Raw genomic sequence first — 16,514 nt, 5'->3', positions numbered from 1 at the left:
TTATTTTACAATTCCTTTTTCGAGGTATTCTTCGAGGTTCGTGTAGATGTGTTCGCCTGCCCGTTCCACGGCAACTCTCGCCATATCGGCCTTGACCATCAGCTTCACCAGTTCCTTGAAAGTCGTTTTCGTCGGGTTCCAACCCAGATGCGTTTTCGCCTTCGTTGGGTCGCCCCACAAATTCACTACGTCTGTCGGACGGTAGAAGTCTTCCGACACTTCCACGAGTACTTTGCCCGTCGCTTTGTCATAGCCTTTTTCGTCGAGTCCCTCGCCCTTGAATTCAAGTTCGATGCCCGCATAGTGGAATGCCAACTGACAGAATTCACGCACAGAATGCTGTTCGCCCGTGGCAATAACGAAATCTTCGGGTTTGTCATTCTGAAGGATTAGCCACATGCACATCACATAATCTTTCGCATAGCCCCAATCGCGCAACGACGAGAGGTTACCTAAATAAACCTTCTCTTGCTTGCCTTGTGCGATACGTGCCGCTGCAAGGGTAATCTTGCGCGTCACGAAAGTTTCCCCGCGACGCTCCGACTCATGGTTGAAGAGAATGCCCGAGCAACAGAACATTCCGTAGGCTTCACGGTACTCCTTCACAATCCAGTAACCATATAATTTTGCAACGGCGTAGGGCGAATAGGGATGGAAGGGTGTATCCTCATTCTGCGGTACTTCTTCGACCTTGCCGTAGAGCTCCGAGGTCGAAGCCTGGTAGATACGACAAGTTTTCGTCAGTCCGCATTGGCGCACAGCCTCCAATACACGCAGCACACCCGTAGCGTCTACGTCCGCTGTGAACTCCGGTGAATCGAACGACACCTGCACGTGGCTTTGCGCCGCAAGGTTATAGATCTCATCGGGACGCACTTTACCAACGACCTGCAACAACGACATCGAGTCGCCAAGGTCGGCATAATGCAAATGGAAATAAGGGAGGCCTTCCAAATGTGCGATACGTTCACGGTAGTCCACCGAAGAACGACGAATCGTGCCGTGGACATTATATCCCTTCTCCAATAAAAATTCTGCCAGATACGAACCGTCCTGGCCTGTAATCCCCGTGATTAAGGCTGTTTTCATTTTTCCCTAAGTTTATTATTTCTATTTCTGATATCCGTTGTGCGGCTCTCGATAAGACAAGCACGGAAATAATCTTGAAAACATGCTACGATTCAATTTATCGAGTTTCCAAAGCAGGTAACAGGAGGAAATAAGTGGCTGCAGATGGGCGATTTACTTTCAAAATCCATTGATGAGCACAGAATCGTGCTATGATTTCAGATCCTTTGTCCAATAAAAATCAGACAAGTACAGACCAACCTGATCTGTATGAATCAAACTTTTTTATATAAAGAAATATTTCAGTTTGGAATTCAATAGTTCACATATTTTGTAGATATATCTGAGTGAGAGGATTGCAGCATTACTGTAAACCCCGTTTTCGCGAAGGGCTCGCAACTGATCCCGCATAATCAGTCGATGACTCGCCATACCATTGGTCGAAATACCTCCCATGCGCATTGTCACAAAATCTTTTTTGAGGTATTTGGCATGGATACGATGCACATAAATTAAACGCAATAGAATTTCGAAATCGGCAGCGATCTTATAGTCTATGTTGAATGTTCCGTAACGATTATAGAGGCTTTTTCTGCAATAGAAAGAAGGATGGGCTGGTATAAAGCCCAGACGCATCAACCACGGTCGAAAGATGTTTGAGGAATAGTAGCGTACACATCTGCTCAGATTGTCGGGACGCACGAAGTGAATATCTCCATATACGGCATCGATTGTTTTATTTTCCAATGTTGCTGCAACCGAAGTTAGCACATCCGGTGCAGTATAAAAATCGTCCGAATTGAGAATGCCAACTACATCTCCTGTAGCCATCGCTATGCCTTTGTTCATGGCATCGTACAGCCCGCGGTCACGCTCTGAAATCCACCGCATTCGCCCCTCAAAACGCGATTCATACTCTCGGATGATCTTCAACGTGTCGTCCGTCGAGCCTCCGTCGATGACGATATATTCTATGTTTTTGAAAATCTGAGATAATACACTCTCAAACGTATCACGAACCGTCGTACCGCTATTATATGTAACGGTGATGATGGAGATGGTCATACTAATTTTTATTAGATGTCCGCAACCACTCTATGGTCCTTTTAATACCTTCAAGTTCCGAATACGGAGGATTAGGAGCTATCTGAAAAGTTTTGCTTAAGTCAAGAATATTGTTTGTAGTCATATTTTTCAATCTAAAACTTGTCATCGGAAATGATATGCCCAGCATTTTAAGACCGTCACCGATCCATCCGGCTATTTTAATTAAAGAAAAAGGTACCCGATGAATCCTTACTCCCATTTGTTCGGATATATGATTGGCCCACTTTTCAATATTTAATGGAGGATCACCCAAATAATATACCTCACCATTAGTCGTTGTATCAGTGTGAAACAGAATTCGTTCAATTTGATAGACGGTATTACCTATATACCCATATGTTTTCGTACACGCCCTATTCCCAATATGGAAATATCTGCGATTAGCAACCATATCGAAGAAATTACGATACGGAGCTTTGAATCCGGGTCCCCATATTGACGTAGGTCTTAAAAAGGCCCATTGACATTTGAGCGGAATAGATCTGGCAATCTGTTCAGTGAGAACTTTGCTTTTTCCATAAAGAGTATGCGGACAATAGTCATCGTTAGAAACAGGTTGGTATCCGGGCTTGCAAACCAACATGGAGGAGGTGATCAGAATCTTTTTTAAACAGGATAGCTGACTGGCTATCTCTACGATATTTCGTACGCCCTCAATATTCGAGGAGTAATCTGATAATTTTTTTCCATTCAAATCGGTCCTTGCAGCCAAATGAATAATATAGTTAGGATTGAAATCCGTAATAATACGTTCTAATTTCATCCGATCCTCGATATCACAAATCGTGGTGACAGGTTGAAATTCCGGTCGATCAATCATAGCTATATCTATATTCAGAAGATCGTAATCGGAATTCCGAGACAAAGATTGCAACAAGTTCGAACCGATGAATCCGCTACCTCCGGTAACGAGTATTTTAACGGTTCTTGTAAAATCATCTATCATATTAAAAACAACTATTACAATATGTTATTTATTCGAGTTATACAGCAGGTTATCGTAGTATTTTTTATGATTTTCCGCCATTTTCTGTGCAGTGAACTCATTGTTTGCCTTGATGTAAGCGGCTTTCCCCAGTTTTTCCCGATTGATATAAGCTGAGTGGATTGCTTGTTGCAGAGAATCGGTATTGTCAAGGGTGAAGAAACGAACTTCATTCTCATTGAATATTTCATGGAAAGAAGATATATCCGAACACACGATGGCTTTTCCTGCCAAGGCAGCTTCCACCATTGCCATTCCGAACCCTTCGGAGTAAGAAGGCATCACATATACATCAAAATAAGGTAAATAATTGCACGGATTCTTTTGGTAAGGGAAAAATAGCACTCTATCATGAACGCACAAGTTTTGGGCTTTCTGTTTCAAATTCGCAATATCTGGCCCTTCGCCGATTATAACAAAGGCGTAATTTTTCATGTAAGAAAGGGCTTGAATAATCTGTCCCAAACCTTTCCTACGAGTGATATAAGCATAAGTCCCCAATAATTTGTATTTTGATTTTATTTGCTTTAGGTTATCCACAATCTGAATGTCTGCGCTATCATCTATATGTGTGAAACAGCCATTGTAAATAGTGGTTATTGGAGATTTTATTTTATTGCAATACAAATTCTTCAATTGATTTGATATACTTATCACACCATTAAATTTAGATTGTATATGGCTCCAATATTGTGTAAATAGATAAGACATTACGCAATTATACTGATAGCAGAAACTACGGTAAGTATCTTGATGAAGCGTGGAAACCGTTTTAGCATTACAGATGCGTTTCCTCCATCTGTAGACATAAATGTCGGGGCGCAGACAATGACTGTGAATTACATCATATCGATCAAAATCAATGGGAGTTCTCATCCGAATATGCCGTGTTGGGCATTTAAACGTCATCTTGGATGATGTTTCATCCAAATAAAAGATCTCAGGCTCATGCCCCCATTTTACCAAATAATCCGTTATATTCTTTACGACTACTATAGGGCCTTGATTACGCAAGGATGGAAGAATATAAGCTATCCTCATGGAACTCTATTAAAAATTTAATTTTCCAACAAAAAGAATGAATATTTGTCTTCATAAAACCAAATAAAGATGTAACGCACAGAGTAAATCAAAAAGTAGCAGGACAATAAAATCAAGAAATATCGTTTTTCGGTTGTCGGCTTAGCCGTTTGGAAATAGAAAGCCAGTAAAAAGAAATAAGAAAATATAAAATATTGGCATGCCCTCGTTAAAAAACCGAAATTCATTGTCAGGGCCAATAAGAGCATGAATACATAAAACATATTATAGTAGAATCTTCCCCAATGCGTACTGCATAGCTCTTTTCTATACCTTGTTGCGATATATCCGAATGGGATTGCCTCGATGAAAGTCAATACATTTAATTTCCGGAAATCATCATCCGCCACATACTAATTTTTCTCCTAATCCGTCGATATCAGGGTTCAATATATATGGCCTCTTCTTATATGTATGAAGGAGAAAGCTTATTCACCCGGCATAGGCATAAGGCCCCCGTAGCTATGTACGCAACCTTGCTCGACAAAATAGACCGTGCCGTCAATGGTGAAAAATATCACCCCTCCGTACACAATCCGGCCTGCTACTGATTACGGATTTGAAACTTATTGATTTATACCCTTCTAACGGTCTAGCTGATTGCCATATAAAAAGATCGGCGTGCTCTTTTATGCCTGATAGCAAACCGAATACAAGTACGTACTGTTTTGCGAATACTTGATTGGATTTATTACAAGTACTCCACGAGAGGGCTTACCCAATGTAACATTTTTTCAGTAACACAGTATTAGAAAACATGTCCAGATTACTTTCGTTCTATCAATGAAGAGAATTGTTGAAAATATTGCGATACTGCTCCATTCCAAGCATAATTACTCTTCACGTAATTTTGCGCATTTATTGCCAATTTTTCCCTTTTTGGGATACTATGCAATAACTCGACAATCTCATCACACCATTGATTTATGCCATCGACTATCAACAGATGCCGACCGTTTTCTACATGAATGCCATCGACTCCTACAGAAGAAGACACTATTGGTATACCTGCCGCCATCGCCTCTAGAATTTTATTTTTTATTCCGCTTCCCGTAAGTAACGGAGCGATAAACACCGTGCAACGGCGATAATACTCTCTCAAGTCTTCTACATAACCGGTCACAATAACGTCGTCGTCTTTAAAATCAAAACAGGCATAAGGTCCTACAATATATAATTTTAAATGGGGTGTTCTTTTTTTTATTAACGGATATATCTTATTCACAAAATACTCTATTCCCGTTACATTAGAAATGTTTTTATAATTTCCGACAAAAAGTAAGGCATTCTCTTCCCGTTCTACTGCATTTCCAGAATTAAAGTATGCATAGTCCACTCCATTAGGTATGACAATTATTTTCTTTCTGTCTAAGAGGTTCTTTGAATAGTCGGCATCGACAGACGAAACAAAATTTATCACATCAGAATATGCAAAGCATCGCCGTTCCACACTCCTGTACATCACATATTTAATAAACCTTGCAATAGTTCTATGCTGTTTATAAAAACGGAAATTAAGCATGGAAAACGAATCTACCGCATTCACAAACATTGGAGTCGTGCAGTTGAACATAGACAAATAAAGAGCAGAGGGAGGCGTACAGATATATATCAAATCATAATTCCTTTCCTGCTCACGAAGTAATTTATCATAAGGCAGTGTTCCTTTTCCGAATAGTCGTGCAACCAATCTGAAAATTCTTCCTGAAGAAGAATCCGATATTTTATCCGGCAACACCATTATTCGTGCTATCCGATTACTTATTCCCCGAGTGCCCAAAATGGTTTCCTTACTCTCCTCTGATAAAGAAATTATATCAAACCAGTAATCCTCGGATGCCATTTTCAACAGCCTGTAATTGATCACGCTCAATCCATCCCTGTCTATCGGATAGGGCAACCCTTTAAGAATAAATAATATTCTCCTCATTTCTCCTTTTTTTGATAAAACAACTGTTCACTACTATGTTTAATAATAAAAAGAGGCATAATGCAACGGGGACGAAAGCACATTCATTGGCCACTCCACTCATCACTGGAGATATTTGAAATACCAAAGCAAGTTCGAAAGCCCAAGGTATCCGCATTCTACCTATCAAATAAAAAGTCAACCATAACAATAGAACAAATGATACAAAATTTATCAACAGCAGAGATGGGGACCTTAAAAATGACAATGTCATATTCCCCATCACACCACACATATAAGAAACATTCGGATCTCCATCGCCCAAAGAATTAAACAAAACTTTTTCTGGCGACAAAGGCGGAGCAAAAGACATCCCTAACACCCCCGACAAAGATTGTTTCTGGTAATAGAAATAATCAAGTTCTTGAGCCTGCGAAGCAAAATAAAACAAGTTTTCCACAATAAATCCCGAGTTGGATAAACTTGACAAACGGCCAAAGAGTTTTCCGAATACCAATTGTTCAGAAGATAATTCGATTCCTTCCGTACCGCGCAGTGAATCACGGAGTGAATAGATGGATCTTATCACATAAGGACTTAATAACGAAATAAAAGCTATCAGAAAAATACGCCTCTTGAACCACGGAAGGAGGCGGTCTCCATAAAAAATCAAAGCAATATAGAAAATGAATACCGGTGAAGATATCGATTTCTTCACTAAGCCAAAGACAACCATTAGCAGTGCTATCTTAAGGAATTCCGAAAACCGTTTATTCCCGCATAACGCAATATAAAACGCGCCGATCAAGTTGGGAGGGAATCTGTTGAAAATCTGAATGAACACCTTAATAAAAGACGGTGCCTGATAAGCATCTTCCCCTAATTGATTGACTCCGAACAACAAGGATACGGAGATGTGCCAGAAAAAGATGAAATAAACAAATAACCTGAGAAAAGACAAATTAATCTGTATACCATGAGAAGGATGCATTGCCTGCCTTTTCTTATGCCACTTATAAATTTCCCATAACACTATTTGAGGAATAAACGAACATACATAAGTGACAAACAACAAATTGTAGTTATTGACCGTTATTCCTAAATAATCTCCAGTGAAGCACCCAGAATATAAACAATACAGCAAATTGACCGTATTATAGAATAACGGAAAGAAAATCAACAATTTACCTTTGGAAGTATCGACAGCGGAGTTCACGGCAGAATGCGTTTATGTGTAATGCAGCGGGATTTAGTATTCGGAATACCCCGAAAATAACCTATGATCCAGTTTGCTTTACACTTCTTTCGGCAACAAACCTTTTCTTAATATGAGGACAATCCTTATAAACAAGCCATATATTAAACGATTATTCCTCCATAGATGAATAAATCTGACAGGTATAAAGCTGTATTTTACAGCATCTAAGAAGTTATAGTATTCACTAAAATTGGCTTTAAGGAACAGGTCTGTTTTTTTTAATTCCCGCCTCTGCCATTCGTTCCCTTTCAGCAATACTATGCTATATACATAATTCAATTTTTGAGGTATTACTATGTCAAAATACGTTTGTGAGTTGGGTTTGATATCCTGTGATGACAACTTTGTAAGAATCCCATTCATTATGTGAATCAGTTGATGGCTTCTCTTGGCCAATGTATCTTTTTCTACTGTTTGTCCACTTCTGCCACACAAGTATTTATATAGCCTCAAGTTGAAGAATTTTACGTCATTTACAACTGTCATAGGCAGGATAGCCCATTCCGTATCCGTATAGGATATACCTTCCGACTGCCTATATTCCATACTGTCGAGGATGTTCTTTCTGTAAGTGATGGCATGCATTTCCAAAGCCTTTTCCTTGTACGCAGATATATCGAAAATGCTTTCTCCCAACAGATATTTCACTTCCTGCTGTGTTCTTCCTTCCGAATCTACCACGCTGAAATTCGTAATGACCAAATCAGCGTTTGTATCTCTCAACTGGTTAATAAATTCGGCCAATGCCGCACTGTCAAAACTATCGTCCGCATCCAATATCTTTATGAATTTTCCTGTCGCTTCTTTCAACCCCCTGTTGATACAAGACCCATAATTTCCGTTTTCCTTATCTATTACAAATATGGTCGAAGGATGCTTCCGACTGTATTCGTGTGCAATGGCAGAGGATTGATCTTTTGATCCATCATTGATAACCAACACTTCAAGTTGTTGCATCAGATCATCTGCAATGATTAGTGAATCTAAACATTGCCTGAGATAATCCTCCATATTATACGTCGGAATAATAATACTTAAAACCTTATTCATATTACCTATATCTAATGAACAATTCTTTATTATTGTAGGGATTTGCACACTTCGGAAAGAGCTTTCCCTATAATAGGAGCCATATCATAATACTTATATTCTGCCAATCGCCCTCCGAATATGACATCATGCTCCTGTTCAGCCAAGAATCGGTATTGCTCCGCAAGGTTCTCATTTCGCAGGTCATTTACGGGATAATAAGGTTCCAGACCTTCCTTGTATTCGACAGGGTATTCTTCGGAAATCACAGTTTTGGGGACTCTTTCAATGTCCTGACCGAACATTTCAAAATGTTTATGCTCTATGATACGGGTATAAGGTTCCTCGCGTGAAGTATAATTGACGACTGCATTCCCCTGATAATTGGGAATATCTTTAATATATGTCTGAAAACTCACTGTACGCCAATCTAATCTCCCCAACTTATATGAAAAATATTCATCAATAGCTCCAGTATAAACCAACCACTTAGCATATTTTCTCCATTCTTTGTACTCGGAATTAAAGAAGTCTGTATCTGTTTTGCACTCAATGCCTTTTAGAAGTCCTTCTGCTAATTTGTTGTATCCGCCAATGGGGACACCTTGATAACAGTCATTAAAATAATTGTTGTCAAAGGTCATGCGAACGGGCAATCGACGTATGATAAACGCCGGCAGTTCGGAGCAGGGGCGTCCCCACTGTTTCTCCGTATACCCCTTGATAAGCTGTTCGTAAACATCCCGTCCGATCAGGGTCAATGCCTGTTCCTCAAGATTCCGAGGCTCTTTTATACCATCGTCCTCCATGCGCTTTATGGCTTCTCGACGCTGTTCGTCCAATTTGGCCTGAGCTTCCGCCGGTGTTTTCACTCCCCACATTTGATAGAAGGTATTCATATTGAACGGCAAATTATACAATTTGCCATCGGGAGCCTTAGCAAGAGGACTGTTCGTATATCGGTTGAAAGGAACGATCGAATTGACAAAGTCCCAAATCCGACGATCGGAGGTATGGAAAATATGCGCTCCGTATTTATGTACGTTAATTCCCTCTATCTCCTCACAATAGACATTTCCTCCGACATGGGACCGTTTATCAATGACCAGACACCGCTTACCCCGTTTCGTGGCGAGATGAGCAAACGTCGCTCCGAACAATCCGGCTCCTACTATGAGATAGTCATACTTCTTCTCTCTCATATCTTATTGAATTTTAACCGATTCACCATTCCTTTCACTACTTTCAGGCGCTCGTGACGATTCAACCCGAGAACCAATGTCAAAACTATGAACAGGATAAAATCGGTCAGACACAGAATCAAGAACATCGGCAAACCGGGTGTTACGGAATTCCATATGAAATAACTGATCAGGAAAAGTACGGCGACAACCGCCCCCGAACGTAACAGCACATCGAAAAAAAAGCGGGAAACATTCAGATCTATCAACCGACGGGCAAGAATGATTCTCAATATCGACGCCACGATCTCATTAATCACAATGCACCATATCAGACTCTGCGGAGGAAATCCGATATGAGCAAAAAAATACCCGACCGGCAATACCAACAGAAACGAGCCGCCGACTATGGTATGTATCAGTTTAACCTTTCCGCAAGCCTCCATTCCGATCGTCAAACCAATAGTAGCCTGATTGAACAATGCGCTCAAGACCAGCAACCGACAAAACACGACCGAATAGTCGGGAACCGTTTTCAACCATAACGACAACACAAAAGGCATCGCTACGATAAGAGGAATTCCGAACAGAGTCAGTAACAGCAAGGGATACTTACAAGCAGCGAATACGAGCGTATTCATACGATTCCAATCCCCTTCCCCCGCACTCTTCACTAACTGAGGCCGTAAAGACGTTGTGATGGAAGTAGAAAAGAACATCAACGTAGAGCTGACCTGGGTAGCTATACCATTGGCCGCATTGATAACGACCCCCCAGAATAGATTGAGAATGATCGAAACCCCTTGCGCCCGTAAGGTTCCGCAGGTAGTACCGATCATCACCCACCCTGCAAACCGTCCGATCTCCTTGAATACGACCGGACGTCCGAGTTCGCCGACTCCGAACCGCGACTCCGGATACCTCCTTAGGCAAAAGCTACCTTCCATCAACAACAACAAGAACGGAAGACAGGCCATAATAACGGCATAGATACGGAGTCTGTCGGCTTCCAGACAAAGCAACAATAGCGCACCCCCGAGTTTAACCAGCGTATTGAACATTTGGCATACGGAAACGAAAACGATATTCTCGTGCGCCATTAGCAGAGCTTCGAAGGGAACCGAAACAATCGTACCGACAAGCCCGAAACATACGCTGACCAGCACAAACAACGCATCGGAATGTTTGCCCTGCGGAATACTCAATACATTATCAATGAGCAACCACCCGCCCAATAATACGACAGCGGCGACTACGAATGCGACAACGACATGCAAGCAAAGACTGCTGCCAAACACTTCGCGAATCCGCTCTGTATCCGGAGCTGATCCCATCGTGAAAGAGATAAACCGTTGAGTGGTCGTCGCCATAGTCGATGCTATAAAAGAAAATAAAGCCACCACTCCGGCTATGACATTGTAGAGACCGAAGTCCTCCTCACCCAAGGCTTCGAGAACGTAGCGGGTCGAAAAAAGCGCGATACCGCTCGACAATACGAGTCTGCAGTATATAGCAACGGTATTTACCGCTATCCGTTTGTTATTGTACATTCAAAACGCTAAAGATGAATGGCGTTCGACAGACAGTATTCGTCTATCTGATCGTCTGCGATCCCGGGATCGAATGTCGTGGCCTCGGGATGTTCGTCAAAATATTCTTTGAGTCGGGCTTCCGCTTTCCAATTGTAAATACGCCGTATGCCCCTGCCGATCACCTTGGCCGGCACACCACCAAGTACGCAATATTCACCGATATCCGAATAATCCTTGGTTAAGACGGCATTGGCCGAAGCTACGATCGTATAATCGGGAAGAACTACGCCTTTTTTAACGAATGTCTTGCAGGCGATCCAACAATACCGACCGATGACAATCGGCTGTTTGTTGCGGGTCACATTCAGTGTATCGGTATTTACCGTAAAATGGTCGTCGCAATCCATGAAAAACGAAAGAAACCCGATACGGGTATATTTCCCGATCTCGAGTCTGTCCCGTATGAGCATCGTAGTACCTTCGCCGACTTGGGTTTCGCCGTGGAACAGAATATATCCCCTATTTTCGATGATAACCCCACCCCCAAGAATCGTGGGAGCCTTAAATTCAATGATTCCGTAATTTGCGATTCGCCCGTTTCCAGGAGCTTTATACCCCAGTTTGCCAATCTGTATCATGCCGCACACCACGTGTTCCGCCGTAATCTTGAAAGTCCCGCAATGATACACTTTCGTCCCTCTGTAAATGAAAATCGGGAGTTTCCGCGCTTGCCGCCAAGGCAGGGCACGCAAGTTAAACCAAATCGTTTTGAACAAAGCCAGGCCGTTGTATTGAGCCCGGGAGAAATACCTCATACGGGTATAGAGCGGTGCGATAGTCTCTTTTATGAGCTTCATCATAAATTCTTGATTTATTCTCCGAAGCCCATAAGACCTTCATCTACATCATGGCTTCGGATGGTTATTGCAAAAATCGTCTATATTGTCCGAAAGATCACAAGTAATAAAACCGGTATCGTTTTTGAAAGATTCGGTTAAGTCTCGCTCAGTCTGAATATTGAAAACCCGACGATATCCCGAGGCAATCTGCTTCGCAGGACATCCCGCAAGTATCGGAAACGGCGAGCATATCTTCGTATAATCCTTGGAAAGCATCGCATTGGGAGCCGCCACAATCGTGTAGTCGGGCGTTACGGTTCCCTTTTTCACGGTCGTACGATTACCGATCCAATTGTAAGCGCCTATTTCGATAAATGAAGTACAGTTCTTAACGGTTCCATCCTCAATGTTCAGCATGTAATGGAAATCAGAATCCATGAATTGGGAATCGAAAGCGATACGGGCATATTTGCCGATAACGCATTTGCGACGTAACATGAATCTGACATTCTCTCCAAGTAACGAATGCTCTCCTATCGTCAGTTCAGCACCAGAGCCAAGTTCGAGCAATACCCCCCCCCACACAGCGCAATCTCCTGAAAATACGATTGTTCCAGAATTAACGATACGAGTAGGACATTGTGTCTTATTCGTGAACTGGCCAAAGCGGATCATTCCATGATAAATTCGAGGCGCCTCGATACGAATCCTGCCAAGACGCAGAATATTGAATCTACCGTAAATCAAAATAGGAAATTTCACAGCGTTTCTCAGTGGGAAACAACGAAAATTCACATAAAGCGTTTTAATTATTCTCAACCGGGGACGCGATAAGCGGGCCTCTATGGCATCTATGATTTCGCAAAGCGGCCTTTTTAAAACATCTTTAATATTCATGATCCTATAAACCTAATTATTCAAAACACTATTCCTTCCTTTCCCGGAATCCTTCAGCTATTTCCTCTCCGAAAAGTGTCCACGCCGCGGCAGCGGCCCCTGCGAGGAACACGCATCCGACGAGAATCATGATCTTCGAAGGTTTCGAGGGTTTGAGCGGGACAGTCGCGGGCTGCACGACGGCATAGACCGGGGTCGATTCCTGGACCTTCGCACGGGCCAGCTGCAACTGCTGGGCCGTCTGGTTGTAGAGACTGTACGCCAGCGACATCTCGTTCTGCAGCCGCTCCTGCTCCGTTCGGAAGCTCTTCCGCGAGAGCGCCTGATTCTGGTCCACGTACTGCGCGTATCGCTGCTGCGCCGCATAATACTTTCCCTGCGCCTCGTCGAAGAGCCGCTGCGTGAACTCCAGGTCGTGCCGCGCCTTGTCCGTGCGGTACTGCGTGATGTGGTTCTGCAGGTTGCGCATCACCGTGTCGGTCAGCGTCGCCGCGACGAGCGGGTCCTGCATCGTCACCGCCAGCGAGACGACCATCGTCTTCTTGTCCACGCTGGCCGCGATACGCTCCTGGAGGCTTCCGACCGTCTCGTTCTCCTCACGTGTCAGGCGGAAGGGGTCCGTCACGCCCGTTCCGCGGCGTTCGTCGTCCTCCGCGCGGAACAGCCCCGTGAACCATCCCAGCGCCTTGAACGGCGCTGCGGCGACGGCGCTCCACCAGGGTGAGCGCAGCTCTTCGGAGACATACTCCGAGACGGGCATCCGGCGCTCGTCCCGCGCCAGGCGGACCTCCACGCCGAACAGCTCGGTCATGAACGGCACCGACTGCACGATATCGGGGTACAGCTCCGGAGACATCGCATCCGCCGAGTTCATGCTCCCCACGTTGATCCCGGCCATCGAGGCCAGGGAGCCCAGTCCTCCCAGCGACGGCTTCCCGCCCTGCACCTCCGGGGCCAGCTTCACCGTAACCGTGTACTCCTTGGGGATGCTGAAGCCGATGACGAGTCCCGCCAACGCCCCCGCGACGCACCATCTGACGATCCTCCGGCGTCCGGCCCACAGCTTGCGCGCCAGCTCCGCCAGGTCGATCTCACCATCCCCCGCAGGGGCGGTCGCTCTGTTCATCTCTTCCATCGTCCTTTCCGCTTATTTCGACAGGTTCGCGATCGACGCCGCCATCGTTCCGATCGACGCCGCCGACGTGGCCAGGCTCATGATCGCCGGGAGGCTCATGCCCTTGCGCTCGCGCTTCGAGGGGATGACGATCTCGCACCCCGGCTCTATGCGCGCCTTGCGAAGGCTCTTCACGCGGGACACCGTGCCGTTCATGTAGATCACGTACGCCTTGCTGCGCTTCGCACGGAGCCCGTAGCCGCCCGCCTGGCCGATATAGTATTTCAGATGCTTGCCTGCCATGTAGAGCACCGTATTGGGATACATCACCTCTCCCGAGATGCTCACCGTGGAGACGTATTCCGGGATCACCAGACGGTCTCCCTCGCGCAGCACCATGTCGTAGTCCGAGCCGGGATTCGACAGCGCCTTGTCCAGCTCGATGCCCACCGTGTAGTAGTCGTCCAGTTGCAGCTTGTCCAGCGCCAGGGAATCTCCGCCCCGGCTGTTCTGGCGGGCCATGCGCAGCGTCGTCTCGCGCACTGCGCGCTCCTCGTCGTTCAGACGGCGGATCAGACGCGCCCCGTGCGCGTAGGCATCCGGCGTGAGGCCCCCGGCGCGGCGCACGAGGTCCGACAGGCGCTCGTTCTTCTTCACCAGCGTATAGCCTCCCGAGAACACCGCCTCGCCATCCAGCGTAACGCGACGCTGCTCCCGGTAGCCCGGGCTGCGGCGGACCTCCACGATGTCGTAGGGCGCCAGCTCGAAGTCCGCGCCGCCGTCCGTCACCAGTCCGTCCTTGAGCGAGAACGTGTAGATACGGCCCAGCTCGCTCGTCGGCTCCAGGCTCTTCGGGTCCTTCATACGCCGCGAGACGTCCACCTTCACCGTAGAGGCCCCGTCCAGAAGACCTCCGGCCTGAACCACGAGGTCCTCGATCGTCGTATGCGCGGCATAGGGGTACACCCCCGGACGAGCCACCTCGCCGCCGATGGTGAAGGACCCGCGCTCCTCCAGTTCGTGGATGCTCGGAACGATAAGCACGTCGTTGCGCCGCAGCTCCACGTCTGCGGAACGCCCCGACATGATGCCCCCGAGGTCCAGCGACAGAAGCTCCAGCGACAGGTCCTCGCGCTCGCGAAGAAGCTGCGCGCGGCCCGTGAAGGCGTCGCCCTCCAGGCCCTCGGCGCGCTCGATCAGGGCCCGCACCGTGTGCATCGCGTCGCTCAGCTCGTACATCCCCTCCCGGTACACCGAGCCGCGGACCTCCACGCGGTTGGCGAAGCGGTCCAGAACGGACCCCACAGTCACCGCGTCTCCGTCCTCCAGCGTCCATCCGCCGAAATCGCCCTCCCGGACGTTGTAGAGCCGGTATTCGCGCCCCGTCTCGCGGATCACCCGGAGTTCCTTCGAGTAGGCGTCCCCCGTGAAGCCGCCCGCGTAGTCCAGCAGACGACCCAGCGTCTCGCCTCGTTTCATCTCGTAGTGCATCGGACGCTTCACCTTCCCCGAGACGTTGACCAGCAGCTCGTAGGGGCGCACGATCACCACGTCGCCCTCTTCCAGACGCACGTCGTCGTCCTGACGACCCTCCAGCAGGTAGGCGTACACGTCCACGCGCGCCACCTCACGGCCCCCGCGCATCACGCCGATATCGCGAAGCCCGCCGATCGGAGTAACCCCTCCCGCGCGGTACAGCGCATGGAAGACCGTCGAAAACGACGACAGACGGTAAGTCCCGGGCGTCTCGACCTCTCCCATCACATTCACCTGGATCGTGCGTAAACGCCCCAGCGTAACCCGCACTTCCGATGCGGGACTGTCGCCCGAGACCCCCGCGTAGATCTGTCCGAAGACCTCTCGAAGCTTCGCGTTCGCCTCGCCGATGGTCAGCCCGTTCAGATACACAGGACCCACCTGTTCGACCATGATATTGCCCTCGGGGGAGATCTCCTCTCGGAGGCTCCGCTCGTTCTCCCCCCAGATGTCGATGATGACCTCGTCGCCCGGACCCAGACGGTAGTTCGACGGCGTCGCCTGGTTCTCGTTCGGCTCGAAGGTCAGCGTGCGGCTCCGGAACACGTCGCGCCCGAAGACCTCGCGCGGGTCCGAGCGATCCGCCGCGGGGTCCGTGGCTGCCGAACTCACCACATCGAGACTCCCCGCGGTGAGCCGTTCCGAGGAGGACTGGACCCGTTCCCGTTGCTGACCCGAGATACCGCGGTCCGCAACGCGTACTTCGCTGCCCTGGCTCTCTTCGTACTTCCGCTTCAGACGTTCAGCCTGCTCCGCCGTAACCCCTCGAGCCAAAAGCTCCCTGCCGATCTGATGCTCGCTCTTGCCGTTCCGGCGACCTTCCAAAGCATACTCGAGCACCGCTTCGTCGCTCAACTGGGCATAAACGGCTGTCTGACACACGCTCAGAAGCACCAGCAACGGAACGAACCGCAGACGCCGGCGGAACGCCGGAGCTCCGATAATCGCTCTTTCCATCCTATTTCCTGTCTCCATAATC

At 46.8% G+C, this 16,514-nt stretch carries 13 protein-coding genes and 1 pseudogene; all 14 read right to left on the bottom strand.

Going from position 1 to position 16,514, the window contains the following annotated elements; all coding sequences use genetic code 11:
• Entirely contained in the window at positions 1–1,089 is a 1,089-nt protein-coding gene (gene gmd / locus FME97_RS06955) for a GDP-mannose 4,6-dehydratase (RefSeq protein ID WP_141428508.1), read from the bottom strand.
• Positions 1,090–1,353: 264 nt separating this feature from the next.
• Positions 1,354–2,133, bottom strand: a complete 780-nt coding sequence (locus FME97_RS06950) for a glycosyltransferase family 2 protein (RefSeq protein WP_141428507.1) — start codon at positions 2,131–2,133, stop codon at positions 1,354–1,356.
• Position 2,134: 1 nt separating this feature from the next.
• Positions 2,135–3,121, bottom strand: coding sequence for an NAD-dependent epimerase/dehydratase family protein (locus FME97_RS06945; RefSeq protein WP_141428506.1), 987 nt, complete (start codon positions 3,119–3,121; stop codon positions 2,135–2,137).
• Positions 3,122–3,145: 24 nt separating this feature from the next.
• Positions 3,146–3,700, bottom strand: a complete 555-nt coding sequence (locus tag FME97_RS12555) for a glycosyltransferase family 4 protein (RefSeq protein ID WP_232522960.1) — start codon at positions 3,698–3,700, stop codon at positions 3,146–3,148.
• Positions 3,701–3,751: 51 nt separating this feature from the next.
• Positions 3,752–4,201, bottom strand: a pseudogene (locus tag FME97_RS12550) (glycosyltransferase); the annotation flags it as partial.
• 805 nt (positions 4,202–5,006) lie between these two features.
• A complete protein-coding gene (locus FME97_RS06935) occupies positions 5,007–6,170 on the bottom strand; it encodes a glycosyltransferase family 4 protein (protein WP_141428504.1) in 1,164 nt (387 codons plus the stop codon).
• Entirely contained in the window at positions 6,145–7,365 is a 1,221-nt protein-coding gene (gene wzy / locus FME97_RS06930) for an oligosaccharide repeat unit polymerase (RefSeq protein ID WP_141428503.1), read from the bottom strand. Before wzy ends, FME97_RS06935 begins: the two co-directional genes overlap by 26 nt.
• Before the next feature lie 78 nt (positions 7,366–7,443).
• Entirely contained in the window at positions 7,444–8,457 is a 1,014-nt protein-coding gene (locus FME97_RS06925; protein ID WP_141428502.1) for a glycosyltransferase family 2 protein, read from the bottom strand.
• Positions 8,458–8,486: 29 nt separating this feature from the next.
• A complete protein-coding gene (gene glf / locus FME97_RS06920) occupies positions 8,487–9,638 on the bottom strand; it encodes a UDP-galactopyranose mutase (protein WP_141428501.1) in 1,152 nt (383 codons plus the stop codon).
• Positions 9,635–10,987 carry a hypothetical protein gene (locus FME97_RS06915; protein WP_232522848.1) on the bottom strand — a complete coding sequence of 451 codons (1,353 nt, stop codon included), beginning with the start codon at positions 10,985–10,987 and terminating at the stop codon, positions 9,635–9,637. The genes glf and FME97_RS06915 overlap by 4 nt, the downstream gene beginning before the upstream one ends.
• A gap of 188 nt (positions 10,988–11,175) precedes the next feature.
• Positions 11,176–12,009, bottom strand: coding sequence for an LbetaH domain-containing protein (locus tag FME97_RS06910; protein WP_141428499.1), 834 nt, complete (start codon positions 12,007–12,009; stop codon positions 11,176–11,178).
• 45 nt (positions 12,010–12,054) lie between these two features.
• A complete protein-coding gene (locus FME97_RS06905) occupies positions 12,055–12,885 on the bottom strand; it encodes an acyltransferase (protein ID WP_179954799.1) in 831 nt (276 codons plus the stop codon).
• A 28-nt stretch (positions 12,886–12,913) separates the two neighbouring features.
• On the bottom strand, positions 12,914–14,020 hold the full coding sequence (locus FME97_RS06900) for a Wzz/FepE/Etk N-terminal domain-containing protein (RefSeq protein WP_141428498.1): 1,107 nt from the start codon (positions 14,018–14,020) through the stop codon (positions 12,914–12,916).
• Between the two features lie 12 nt (positions 14,021–14,032).
• Positions 14,033–16,492, bottom strand: coding sequence for an SLBB domain-containing protein (locus FME97_RS06895; RefSeq protein WP_141428497.1), 2,460 nt, complete (start codon positions 16,490–16,492; stop codon positions 14,033–14,035).
• Positions 16,493–16,514: the final 22 nt, after the last annotated feature.

The organism is Alistipes dispar (genome assembly GCF_006542685.1).
GTDB lineage: Bacteria > Bacteroidota > Bacteroidia > Bacteroidales > Rikenellaceae > Alistipes > Alistipes dispar.
This window is presented reverse-complemented; position numbering and strand designations above follow the sequence as displayed.

Excerpts from the sequence above, each read along its gene's own strand:
- gmd (WP_141428508.1), bottom strand. The coding sequence starts at position 1,089 with ATGAAAACAGCCTTAATCACGGGGATTACAGGCCAGGACGGTTCGTAT.
- FME97_RS06950 (WP_141428507.1), bottom strand. The coding sequence starts at position 2,133 with ATGACCATCTCCATCATCACCGTTACATATAATAGCGGTACGACGGTT.
- FME97_RS06945 (WP_141428506.1), bottom strand. The coding sequence starts at position 3,121 with ATGATAGATGATTTTACAAGAACCGTTAAAATACTCGTTACCGGAGGT.
- FME97_RS06935 (WP_141428504.1), bottom strand. The coding sequence starts at position 6,170 with ATGAGGAGAATATTATTTATTCTTAAAGGGTTGCCCTATCCGATAGAC.
- FME97_RS06925 (WP_141428502.1), bottom strand. The coding sequence starts at position 8,457 with ATGAATAAGGTTTTAAGTATTATTATTCCGACGTATAATATGGAGGAT.
- glf (WP_141428501.1), bottom strand. The coding sequence starts at position 9,638 with ATGAGAGAGAAGAAGTATGACTATCTCATAGTAGGAGCCGGATTGTTC.
- FME97_RS06915 (WP_232522848.1), bottom strand. The coding sequence starts at position 10,987 with ATGGCGACGACCACTCAACGGTTTATCTCTTTCACGATGGGATCAGCT.
- FME97_RS06910 (WP_141428499.1), bottom strand. The coding sequence starts at position 12,009 with ATGATGAAGCTCATAAAAGAGACTATCGCACCGCTCTATACCCGTATG.
- FME97_RS06905 (WP_179954799.1), bottom strand. The coding sequence starts at position 12,885 with ATGAATATTAAAGATGTTTTAAAAAGGCCGCTTTGCGAAATCATAGAT.
- FME97_RS06900 (WP_141428498.1), bottom strand. The coding sequence starts at position 14,020 with ATGGAAGAGATGAACAGAGCGACCGCCCCTGCGGGGGATGGTGAGATC.
- FME97_RS06895 (WP_141428497.1), bottom strand. The coding sequence starts at position 16,492 with ATGGAAAGAGCGATTATCGGAGCTCCGGCGTTCCGCCGGCGTCTGCGG.